A 10,573-nucleotide genomic window follows, 5' to 3' on the forward strand; every position below is an offset into this window, starting at 1 on the left:
TCGACAGCTTTACGAATCTGCTCTGGGCTTTCGCTGCTTTCAACACTCACCTTACCGGCTGACCGATCCACGGAAACCGTAGCTTCGTTGTCCAGTGACTGAATCGCTTTGGTAATTTTGCTGACGCAACTGCCGCAACCAATGCCTGATACATCTAAGACGAACATGGTTATTCCTCTCGTGCTGAGCGGTCTCTTTTCACCGCACCGACAGCATCAACGTTGACACGATGGCAAGGTCAATAGTTATCTGTTTCGGGTTGTGAGCGTCATTCATGGGTAATTGCACAGTCTGGACCACCCTTTTGCATTTGACCTAACCAGCCATTTGCATCGGATTCGACCAGTACGCTTCTTGGCCATGACCGGCAGAGAACGGCCGATTCTGTTGAAAAAGTAGATCTCCTGCTTGGCCTGCGGCAAAATCAGGTCATCGGCCAGCGGGAGGATTCGCAGCATGATGGGACAATTGTCGAGCGGACAAGAGAGGCTGTTTTACTCGTTCAACATTGAAGATCACATCCCAGCCAATCACCTCCTGCGCAGCATTGATCGATGCCTTGATCTCAGCGATCTGCGCCATTATCTCGCCGATTTTTATAGCCCAATCGGGCGCCCATCGATTGATCCCGAACTGATGATTCGCCTGTTGGTGGTGGGCTACTGCTACGGCATTCGCTCCGAACGTCGGTTGTGCGAAGAGGCTCATTTGAACTTGGCGTATCGCTGGTTCTGCCGCTTAAGCCTCGAAGACGAAGTCCCCAATCACTCTACGTTTTCCAAGAATCGGCACGGTCGCTTTCGTGACAGCTCGCTGTTTCGCTGGCTGTTCAACGAGGTGCTGCGTCGCTGCATGGACGCAGGTCTGGTCAAGGGCGAAGGGTTTGCGGTCGACGCCAGCGTCATCAAAGCAGATGCCAGTCGGCAACGTGGCGTACCTGGCGATGATGAAATCAACTGGCGCGATCCGTCGCTGAGTACTCGCGCCGTGCGTGAGTACCTTGAAGCGCTGGATGAAGAAGCGTTACGCGAAGCACTGCCTAAGCGCCTGTCATTGACTGATCCACTTTCTCGTTGGACCGCAGCGCCAGGAGGCCCGGCGTTTTTCGCCTACTCGACGAACTATCTGATTGATGTCGAGCATGGCGTGATCATGGATGTGGAGCCGACCCCAGCGCATCGAACCGCCGAGGTCGAGAGCACCAAGACCGTGATCGAGCGGGTCGAAGAACAGTTCGACATCAAGCCGGATCGGCTCATCGGCGATACCGCTTACGGAACCGCACCGATGCTGGCCTGGATGGTGAACGAAAAAGACATCGAGCCGCATGTGCCGGTTTGGGACAAAACCGAGCGTAAGAACGAGAGCCTCTCGATCAGTGATTTTCAATGGAGTGAAGAAGCGCAGGAATATCGTTGTCCCACGGGGCACGCCCTGCGCAGCGAGTGGCGGGCCTTCAAGAACCAGCGCTCACATGTCACGAAAGCCGACACCATCATCTTTCGATCCCGGAAAACAGACTGCTCTAAATGCTCAATGAAAGAGCGCTGCTGCCCAAACACCTCGTTCCGAAAAATCGCCCGTAGCGTCCATGAGGCGGCACGCAATGTTGCTCGGCGAATTGCCGCAACACCGCAATACGTGTGCTCTCGCCATGAGCGCAAAAAGGTCGAAATGTTGTTCGCTCATCTCAAACGAATCCTGAAACTGGATCGATTAAGGCTACGAGGAATGACCGGTGCAAACGACGAATTTACCTTGGCCGCTGCGGTACAGAATTTAAGACGACTGGCGAAACTGACCTCACAAGGGCCGCCGACCACGGGATAGGTACGCCCGGAATCAGCAAAAACCCTCAAATTAACCTATTAACCAAGCTGCAACGGTCAATGCAGAACCGGAAAGCCACGCAACGTGGTGACCAGGTTCTGAAACGAGGGCCAACGTCGCCTTCTTACAGCCTGAAATTCCGACTTTTTCAACAGAATCGGCCAAAACCGGACGCTCATCACGAACGTCTGAAGCTTGAAAGCCTGACTGACAGGCCAACACGCACAGCACCTATTAACCCTGCCTTCGCAACCCCTTCTCCAGTTGGTCTCGCCAAAACCCTAGCTCTATAGGGCGGCTTTCCAAACGCCAAGATTAGGAGTAATGTAATACTGACTACATATTAAATAGCTATCTCTACATGAAAAATTGGCTGACTCTGATTCTTGGCTTACCCACCGCTAATGCCACCGAACGCATGCGGGCTTGGCGCGCTTTGAAAGCTTCAGGTGCGGCAGTTTTGCGCGATGGTGCTTACCTGCTGCCTGATACCGGTGTCTGTCGTGAAGCGTTAGCGTCTGTCGAACGCGACATCCTGGCCATCAACGGCACCGCTTACGTCTTGCCCGTCGTCGATTCTCACGGTGAGCGCTTTGTCGAGCTGTTCGACCGTAGCGAGGACTACACCAAGCTACGCACTGAGATCGAAGCATGCCGTGCACAGCTCAATGCTGAGAACGCACTGGCCACCACCAAGCAGATTCGCAAGCTGCGCAAAGCCTACGAACAACTGGTCAACATCGATTACTTTCCAGGTAAGCCGAAGCAGCAAATTAATTTGGCTTTGCAGGAGCTAGAGACAGCGGTTAGCAGGGCCCTGTCTCCGGATGAGCCACACAGCAGCAACCAAACAATAACGACACTCTATGTTGATGATTATCAGGGACGCGTCTGGGCAACACGCAAGCGTCCCTGGGTCGACCGACTGGCGTGTGCCTGGCTCATTCGTCGCTTCATTGACGCGCAAGCTCAGATCCTCTGGCTGAACACGCCACAGGACTGTCCAGTCGGTGCCCTGGGTTTTGATTTCGATGACGCAACCTTCAGCCATGTTGGTAACCGCGTCACCTTCGAAACCCTACAAGCCAGTTTTGAGCTTCAAGAGCCCGGCCTAAACCGTATCGCCGCATTGGTGCACTACCTCGATATCGGAGGTATCCAGCCGGTGGAGGCTGCCGGTATCGAACGGGTGCTGGCAGGGCTACGTGAAACCATTACCCATGACGACCATCTGCTGGCAGCTGCAAGTGCCATCTTCGATGGCCTGCTCGCCGGGTTCGTGAAAGAGGAGCAACCCAATGAGTAAGGTTTTGGCACCAGAGGTTGAAGAGGATATGTCGAGGCCTGAACCGATTAGTCTGCGTGAGGCGTTCTGGTTCTGGCTGAAGCTCGGCTTCATCAGTTTCGGCGGGCCAGCCGGACAGATCTCGATCATGCACCAGGAGCTGGTGGAACGGCGACGCTGGATTTCCGAGCGCAGATTCCTGCATGCCCTCAATTACTGCATGTTGTTGCCTGGGCCTGAAGCTCAGCAGTTAGCAACCTACATTGGCTGGCTAATGCATCGAACCTGGGGCGGAGTTATTGCGGGTGCTTTGTTTGTACTGCCCTCACTTTTCATCCTGATCGCTCTTTCGTGGATGTATATCGCCTTTGGCGATGTCCCCGCGGTGGCCGGACTTTTCTATGGGATCAAACCCGCCGTAACGGCCATCGTGGTGCAGGCGGCACATAGAATCGGCTCTCGGGCATTGAAGAACAATTGGCTGTGGGCAATAGCGGCGGCTTCATTTACCGCGATCTTTGCATTCAATGTTCCGTTCCCGCTGATCGTCTTGGGGGCCGCGTTAATCGGCTATGTCGGAGGTCGCCTGGCTCCCGAGAAGTTCAGAGCTGGGGGGCATAGCGCCGCCAAAAAGTCCTTCGGCCCAGCCTTGATCGATGACGACACTCCGTCCCCGGAACATGCCCGGTTCAGCTGGTTGAAATTGGCATCGCTCGCACTGATCGGCGCCGTGCTATGGGCTTTGCCGATGGGGATTTTGACCGCCCTCTTTGGTTGGGAAGGAACCTTGACCCAGATGAGCTGGTTCTTTACCAAGGCGGCATTACTGACCTTTGGCGGAGCCTACGCAGTGCTCCCATACGTCTACCAAGGCGCGGTCGGTCACTATGGCTGGCTAACCCCGACGCAGATGATCGACGGGCTGGCTCTGGGGGAAACCACGCCAGGGCCGCTGATCATGGTGGTGGCTTTCGTCGGCTTTGTCGGGGCCTATGTCTTGCAAGTATTCGGTGCCGATCAAGTATTTCTGGCGGGAGCTGTGGCCGCCGCCCTAGTGACCTGGTTCACCTTTCTACCATCGTTCCTGTTCATCCTCGCGGGTGGCCCGCTGGTGGAGTCGACCCACAACGAACTCAAGTTCACGGCACCCCTTACCGCCATTACGGCGGCGGTGGTGGGAGTTATCCTCAATCTGGCGTGTTTCTTCGGCTATCACGTACTTTGGCCGAAAGGCTTCAGCGGTAACCTGGACTGGCCCTCCGCGTTGATCGCGATTGCTGCGGCGATTGCCTTGTTCCGCTTCAAGCGAGGCGTCATTCAGGTACTGATGGCCTGCGCGCTCGTCGGGTTGGCTGTGCATTTGCTGCGCTAGAAAGCATGAATTGATTAGCAATCTTTGGCGGGCATTGGGCTCGCCTGACCACCCAGCCTATTGAGCTAGGCAGGAGGTGTTCCATGAGGTGGATTACCCGTGAACGACCCAAGATCGATCGGGTTGCTTGTCCTTGGCTGATCACTCGCTTTATCGATCCACAGGCCGAGTTCTTGTACGTACCCAGCGGTGATGTGCTGCGGATTGCAGCTGAGAAAGATGCGACACCCTACGACATTCCGGGCGTAGAGCTTACCCATGAGGGTGAGTTGTGCAGCTTCGACGCGTTTGTGAAGAAGTACCAGCTCAATGAGCCCGCCTTGCAGCAGCTCGCGAAGATCGTGCGGGGAGCAGATACCTCTCGTCTGGATCTGACGCCACAATCGGCTGGGCTGTACGCCATCTCACTGGGGCTGTCGCAGCGATATTCCGATGATCATGAAATGCTTTCGCATGGACTGATCCTGTACGACGCGCTTTATGCCTGGTGCAAGGAATGCCAAGGTGAATCGCACAACTGGCCTCCTCAAATGTAAAGAGACCAGCTCGCACTGAAGCCCAGCCTAGCGCTGGGCTTTTGCCGTTTAGTGGCAGTGGTAGTCGTTCGTTTTATGGTTGCGATGGCAACCTTTTGAATCAGTACCACCACTATGCGCGAAGGCAGCAGCGGACGAAATCGAAAGTAAAGCGGCGATCAAAAGGGCAGACAGTTTCATCAGGGCTTGCTCCATGCTCATGTTTTTATACTCGTGAGACCTCTCACGCCTTGCAGAGTATGGCCAATTGCCTTCATCGAGCAAGCAACTTCCTCGCTGTTTCCCTGACATTCGATGAAAGGCTGAGTGCCTATTTCTTGAGCTGTCCCCGCCTCTAGTTTAGGATGTTGTGATATCCCCCTAGGGAGGATATAAGAACATCTATAAACGAGAAACTCGTTGCTCTCTTTCTTCGAGAAATGCTCGACAATCTAGTGGTCACACGCCTCTCCATGTGAGATTTCTCATGCTGAAAATCCTAGCCAACCGCACCTACCGTCATCTCTTTCTCGCCCAAGTAATCGCGCTCGTAGGGACTGGACTCGCCACCGTCGCGCTGGGGCTACTGGCATTCGATCTTGCGGGCGCCCAAGCGGGCGCCGTCCTCGGTACAGCCTTGGCGATTAAAATGACGGCCTACATCGGCGTGGCGCCGATTGCCGCCGCTTTTGCAGAACGCCTACCCCGTCGAGCGATGCTGGTCTCGCTGGATTTGATACGTGCCGTGGTTGCACTGGCGTTGCCGTTCGTGACCGAAGTCTGGCAAATCTATGTGCTGATTTTCGTCCTTCAGTCCGCCTCGGCAGCGTTCACTCCGACGTTCCAGGCGACCATTCCAGACATACTGCCGGATGAGGACGATTACACCCGCGCCTTGTCGCTATCACGTCTCGCCTACGATCTTGAAAGTGTCGCCAGCCCAATGCTCGCCGCCGCGTTGCTGACCGTGATCAGCTTCCATAACCTGTTCGCCGGCACCGTCATCGGGTTCCTTGCCTCAGCGGCCTTGGTCGCCACAGTACTCCTGCCAAAGGCGAAACCGACGCCACGACGCAGCATCTACGAACGAACCACTCGTGGCCTGCGCATATTCCTGGCCACTCCTCGCTTGCGGGGGCTGCTGGCTCTCAATCTGACGGTAGCGGCTGCTAGTGCAATGGTCATCGTCAACACCGTAGTGCTGGTGCAGTCGCGCTTCGCTCTGCCTCAGAGTTCTACGGCATTAGCGCTGGCTGCGTTTGGTGGCGGCTCGATGGTCGCTGCCCTGGTCTTGCCTCGATTGTTGAAAAACATCAAAGACCGAACGGCCATGCTGTTTGGCGGAGGCATATTGGTCGCAGGCTTAGCGGTTGGCATCAACCTGACCACCTACAACTTTCTGCTGCCGCTGTGGATGGTGCTTGGGGTGGGCTACTCCTTGGCCCAGACTCCGAGCGGTCGACTGTTGCGTCGCTCTGCACATGCCGAAGATCGCCCGGCGTTGTTTGCCGCCCAATTTGCGCTATCCCATGCCTGCTGGTTGATTACCTACCCATTGGCGGGATGGCTGGGTGCCAACATCAGCCTCACGGCCTCGTTTGTTGGGCTCGTTGTCGTGGCAGGTAGCGCATTGGCGGTCAGCATCGTGATCTGGCGTCCGGCCCATGATCAAGAGAGTATCAGGCACAGCCATGAGAATCTGTCGGATGACCATACTCACCTGGACGGACACAGCGGCACCGATCATGAACATCCATATGTCATTGATGATCAACATCGTCGCTGGCCGAATAGGTAACCGCGTCAACACCTGCTTTAAGGCTGCTCCAGGCAAACTGCATGATTGGCCGCCAAAATCTGAAGAGACCAGCTCGCCCTGAAAGTCAGCCTGGAGCAGGCCGGTTCCTCGAAGCACTGCCGTGGGAGTACTGCGTGCTGCAAAGCAACGGCAGATATGCACTCCATCGCTCAATCCAGAATTCACGGATCGACTTGAACATGCCGGCTGATCGGTATGTTATTATGTAACTATAAAAATCAATGAGTGATGCCGCCTTGCCTCGCCTCTCTTCCCTTTTGCCCGCCGTGACCCTGACTTGGTTGGTGGCCGCCTCGGCCTTCGCCGAACCCCGTGTTCTAACCAGCATCAAACCGCTGCAACTCATTGCTGCGGCCGTGCAGGACGGTGTCGGGACACCTGATGTGTTACTACCAGCCGGTGCTTCACCTCACCATTACACGTTACGTCCTTCGGACTTGCGTCAGGTAAAAGAAGCAGACCTGGTTTACTGGATCGGGCCAGACTTGGAGGGCTTTCTGCCTACCGTACTTGAGGGCCGAAAGGGCAAGAGCGTGGCTGTGCAGGACATGCAGGGGCTGCACCTAAGGCATTTTGGCGAGGAGCATCGACATGACGACGAGCCTGTCGGAGATCAATCTGAGGGGCATGATGCAAAAGAGCAGGCAACAGAATTGCAGGTCGATAATCATGACCAACTTCATCGACCCGGTGCACTGGATGCCCACCTCTGGCTGAGACCTGAGAATGCACGGTTGATCGCCAAACACATGGCTTCGGATCTGGCTCTTGTCGATCCAGGCAATGCCGCTCGCTACCAAGCAAATCTGGATGCCTTCGAGCAACGCTTAAAAACCCTCGATATCAAACTAAAAGCGCGCCTCAAGCCGCTGGAAGGCAAACCGTTCTTCGTCTTCCACCAGGCTTTCGACTACTTTGAGGAGGCCTACGGATTGCAGCACACTGGAGTTTTCGCAATCAACGCCGAGGTCCCGCCTGGTGCACGCCACGTCGCAGAGATGCGAGAGCGCCTCAAGGCTGCTGGACCTACCTGTATATTTAGCGAACCACCCATGCGTCCACGTCTGGCGCAAACCTTGAGCGATGGCCTGCCAGTGCATTTTGCCGAACTAGATGCGCTGGGCTTTGGTCTAAAACCCTTGTCCAACAACTACGAGCAATTGCTGATGAATCTCAGCGATGGTCTTGCTGGGTGTCTTGATCAACTTTGAAATGGAATTATGCATACGATTGAGCCGAACTGGATGATGATCGGCACAATATTTCGGGCCATAGGTCATCGCCTTTTCAGTGAAGATACGCATCTATGGCTTTGATGGGATTGCCAGACATGTCCTGCGTCAGCTTCTGCGCGGCCTCAATCTCTTGTGGCGTCATTGAAGCGGTAATCCTATCGCGCTCTTCTAACGCAATGCTGTCAGGAGCGCTCGCGGCCGCCAGGCTAAAGAGCGCATAAGCTACCACGTGATTCTGCGGCACCCCATAACCATTGGCGTATAGCACTCCGAGGTTGGATCGAGCGAGGGCTGCCCCCTGCTCGGCAGCGAGGCGATACCACTTGATGGCCTCCTTGAAGTCCTGCGGCACGCCTTTGCCCTGGACGTACATCATTCCGAGGTTGGATTGTGCGGCAGCGTTGCCCTGTTCAGCTAAAGGTCGCCATTCACGTAAAGCGGCGGTGAAATCTCCTCGCTGAAAAGCCGAGAAACCTTCATCGAAACCTGCATAGACCGTGTTCAGAACACCAAGCAGCACAAGGTAAACTGGTACATGGCGGGCGTGCATGGCGAATCCTGATTTTGTCTTGGAGCACTATCGATAATCCTAGCAAAGAATCCACCCGTCACCTTTAAGCCATGATCCGTATACCTACTTAAGGGATGTGCTGGCGTGGCCTCCTCTACCGCGAGCGAGTGAAATTGAAGAATTGCCGCCGCATAAGTGCGAACCACAAGGGCGGCCCAAGGTTGCCGTGCGCTCAGGTACTACTAAATTGAGGTTTTTGGCCAGACCAGTAAATTCGGTTCATGGGCGAGTGCCTTTCCCTTAGCGGCCGAGTCAAAGTTCAACTATGACGCCATACTTTTACCGAGGAAATCAGGAGAATGGCGGCGAGCAACGGGAGGAGATATGTTGTCGGGATCAGACCTAGTAATTGCCCGCCGATGAATGTTCCTATGATGGAACCCGCTGCCATGACCAGTATGAATGGCCGTTGAGCGCGGATTATCGAAAAGCTCTGGTCGCGGCTGTATCGCGTGAAACCCACAATCATTGTGGGCAGGCTCACAGCAAGTGAAAGACTGCCAGCGAGCTTGATGTCAGCACCGAATAGTAGAACGATTGTGGGTATTAACAACTCACCGCCAGCAACCCCCATCAATGCAGCAACTACTCCGATACCGAAGCCAACCACGATCCCGACTATAGCCAGTGTCTCGCCTTGAAGCAGGGCGACCCCAGTTGCGCTTGCCTCATGGCCGAACAGCAAAGCAACAGCGATGCCTACGAGCAGCACTGCCAAAACGCGGTACAAGGTTTTACTCTTGAGCTTGGTTGCCCATCCCGCTCCAAACCAAGCACCCGCAAGGCTTCCAGCCAGAAGCGTGACGATGATGTCCCACCGTTCAAAGACCGCAGAGTAGGGAACGCTGAATGCGCGAAATGGAAGAGCTGTGGCTACCACCACGAGGCTCATGGCCTTGTTGAGAATGACAGCCTCCAACGCACCGAAACCAAACAATCCGATGAGTAGTGGCAGCCTGAACTCTGCGCCACCCAAGCCAATCAGCCCACCTAGGGCACCGATAATAGTGCCGCTACCAAATACTATTGGTTTGTTTTTTTCTCTACTTGAGGTCATTGCTCATTTTTCTTTTCAGCGCCCTGAAACTACAAAGCTAGACTAGGATCTTTCCTGGTCCTTCTGCCAAGCTAGATAAGTGTTCACTGGAGGGCGTCGGCTGAAGTGTTGCCGTAGCCCATCAAACAAAGAGTTCGCCAACGCTTGCTGATGGCGTGCGCTGACTAACCGCTGGCAGTCCTGTGCGTTAGGGATGGTCTGAAGTAGCCATGTATTTCCCCGGCATACCACCTAGCGCAACTTTTAAACTCGCCAAATGATCAAAAAACAATCAATTCGACGAGTATTTCTTACGTTTTCGCCACCCGGACCCCACTCCGGTGGCCATTTCCCGCATTACAGGCGCACCTCTCCTGCATTCGTCAGTAAATGTCGGCGCGCCATCCACAGGTTCGACAGAGCGAACAGTGTCACCAGTTGCGCCGTGTTTTTGGCCAAGCCGCGAAAGCGCACCTTGGTGTAACCGAACTGGCGCTTGATTACCCGGAACGGATGCTCGACCTTGGCGCGCACCTGAGCCTTGGCCTTTTCAATCTTGCGCTTGGCTTTGTACAGCACGCTGCGCTTATCGAGTTTTTTGTAGGTGCTGCGGCGTGCCGCCACCTGCCAGATAACTTCACGTCCTTCATGCTCGGGCCGCTTTTCGACACCGGTGTAGCCTGCATCGGCGCAGACCACGTTTTCGTCGCCATGCAGCAATTTGTCCACCTGGGTGACATCCGCCACATTGGCCGCCGTGCCCACTACGCTGTGCACCAGACCCGATTCGTCATCGGCGCCGATGTGGGCCTTCATGCCAAAATGGTGAGTCGGCCGCGGGAACTGCCCCCGCAGCCGCTCGCAGAACCGTACGTGACACTCTCGCGTCATACGGCTCCCGTTATCCAAC

The 10,573-nt window shown here is 55.2% G+C and carries 11 protein-coding genes; 6 read left to right on the plus strand and 5 right to left on the minus strand.

What is annotated here, in order from left to right:
* Positions 1 to 167 (minus strand): heavy-metal-associated domain-containing protein (locus tag FHL16_RS33195; RefSeq protein WP_077750503.1); only part of this gene is annotated, 167 nt, incomplete at its 3' end.
* Between the two features lie 289 nt (positions 168 to 456).
* Between FHL16_RS33195 and FHL16_RS33200 the strand changes: the two genes are divergently transcribed.
* The 4 genes from FHL16_RS33200 to FHL16_RS33215 all read left to right on the plus strand — a co-directional run bounded on the left by FHL16_RS33200 (position 457) and on the right by FHL16_RS33215 (position 5,023).
* A complete protein-coding gene (locus FHL16_RS33200; protein ID WP_077750504.1) occupies positions 457 to 1,830 on the plus strand; it encodes a transposase in 1,374 nt (457 codons plus the stop codon).
* 361 nt (positions 1,831 to 2,191) lie between these two features.
* A complete protein-coding gene (locus tag FHL16_RS33205; RefSeq protein WP_024078242.1) occupies positions 2,192 to 3,136 on the plus strand; it encodes a chromate resistance protein ChrB domain-containing protein in 945 nt (314 codons plus the stop codon).
* Positions 3,129 to 4,487, plus strand: coding sequence for a chromate efflux transporter (gene chrA / locus FHL16_RS33210; protein WP_019821362.1), 1,359 nt, complete (start codon positions 3,129 to 3,131; stop codon positions 4,485 to 4,487). The genes FHL16_RS33205 and chrA overlap by 8 nt, the downstream gene beginning before the upstream one ends.
* A gap of 83 nt (positions 4,488 to 4,570) precedes the next feature.
* Positions 4,571 to 5,023, plus strand: coding sequence for a chromate resistance protein ChrB domain-containing protein (locus FHL16_RS33215; RefSeq protein WP_019821364.1), 453 nt, complete (start codon positions 4,571 to 4,573; stop codon positions 5,021 to 5,023).
* A gap of 48 nt (positions 5,024 to 5,071) precedes the next feature.
* Here the strand turns inward: FHL16_RS33215 and FHL16_RS35155 are convergent, their stop codons facing one another.
* Complete coding sequence (locus tag FHL16_RS35155; protein WP_368773269.1) at positions 5,072 to 5,314, minus strand: YHYH domain-containing protein; 243 nt, start codon at positions 5,312 to 5,314, stop codon at positions 5,072 to 5,074.
* Positions 5,315 to 5,489: 175 nt separating this feature from the next.
* Here FHL16_RS35155 and FHL16_RS33225 point away from each other — a divergent pair, with 175 nt between their 5' ends.
* Complete coding sequence (locus FHL16_RS33225) at positions 5,490 to 6,800, plus strand: MFS transporter (RefSeq protein WP_019821365.1); 1,311 nt, start codon at positions 5,490 to 5,492, stop codon at positions 6,798 to 6,800.
* Positions 6,801 to 7,042: 242 nt separating this feature from the next.
* On the plus strand, positions 7,043 to 8,032 hold the full coding sequence (gene znuA, locus FHL16_RS33230) for a zinc ABC transporter substrate-binding protein ZnuA (RefSeq protein WP_019821367.1): 990 nt from the start codon (positions 7,043 to 7,045) through the stop codon (positions 8,030 to 8,032).
* Positions 8,033 to 8,108: 76 nt separating this feature from the next.
* On the opposite strand, the gene FHL16_RS33235 is transcribed toward znuA, so the two are convergent.
* The 3 genes from FHL16_RS33235 to FHL16_RS33245 all read right to left on the minus strand — a co-directional run.
* Positions 8,109 to 8,606: a tetratricopeptide repeat protein gene (locus FHL16_RS33235; RefSeq protein WP_019821370.1), complete on the minus strand. Its 498-nt coding sequence runs from the start codon at positions 8,604 to 8,606 to the stop codon at positions 8,109 to 8,111.
* Between the two features lie 280 nt (positions 8,607 to 8,886).
* On the minus strand, positions 8,887 to 9,684 hold the full coding sequence (locus tag FHL16_RS33240) for a sulfite exporter TauE/SafE family protein (protein WP_019821372.1): 798 nt from the start codon (positions 9,682 to 9,684) through the stop codon (positions 8,887 to 8,889).
* 336 nt (positions 9,685 to 10,020) lie between these two features.
* The coding region (locus FHL16_RS33245; protein ID WP_238706219.1) for an IS5 family transposase at positions 10,021 to 10,573 on the minus strand (553 nt) is incomplete at its 5' end.

This window comes from Pseudomonas sp. FSL W5-0299, from assembly GCF_005930655.1.
Taxonomy (GTDB): Bacteria; Pseudomonadota; Gammaproteobacteria; order Pseudomonadales; family Pseudomonadaceae; genus Aquipseudomonas; species Aquipseudomonas mandelii.

Excerpts from the sequence above, each read along its gene's own strand:
- FHL16_RS33235 (WP_019821370.1), bottom strand. The coding sequence starts at position 8,606 with ATGCACGCCCGCCATGTACCAGTTTACCTTGTGCTGCTTGGTGTTCTG.
- FHL16_RS33200 (WP_077750504.1), top strand. The coding sequence starts at position 457 with ATGATGGGACAATTGTCGAGCGGACAAGAGAGGCTGTTTTACTCGTTC.
- FHL16_RS35155 (WP_368773269.1), bottom strand. The coding sequence starts at position 5,314 with ATGTCAGGGAAACAGCGAGGAAGTTGCTTGCTCGATGAAGGCAATTGG.
- znuA (WP_019821367.1), top strand. The coding sequence starts at position 7,043 with ATGAGTGATGCCGCCTTGCCTCGCCTCTCTTCCCTTTTGCCCGCCGTG.
- FHL16_RS33225 (WP_019821365.1), top strand. The coding sequence starts at position 5,490 with ATGCTGAAAATCCTAGCCAACCGCACCTACCGTCATCTCTTTCTCGCC.
- FHL16_RS33205 (WP_024078242.1), top strand. The coding sequence starts at position 2,192 with ATGAAAAATTGGCTGACTCTGATTCTTGGCTTACCCACCGCTAATGCC.
- chrA (WP_019821362.1), top strand. The coding sequence starts at position 3,129 with ATGAGTAAGGTTTTGGCACCAGAGGTTGAAGAGGATATGTCGAGGCCT.
- FHL16_RS33240 (WP_019821372.1), bottom strand. The coding sequence starts at position 9,684 with ATGACCTCAAGTAGAGAAAAAAACAAACCAATAGTATTTGGTAGCGGC.
- FHL16_RS33215 (WP_019821364.1), top strand. The coding sequence starts at position 4,571 with ATGAGGTGGATTACCCGTGAACGACCCAAGATCGATCGGGTTGCTTGT.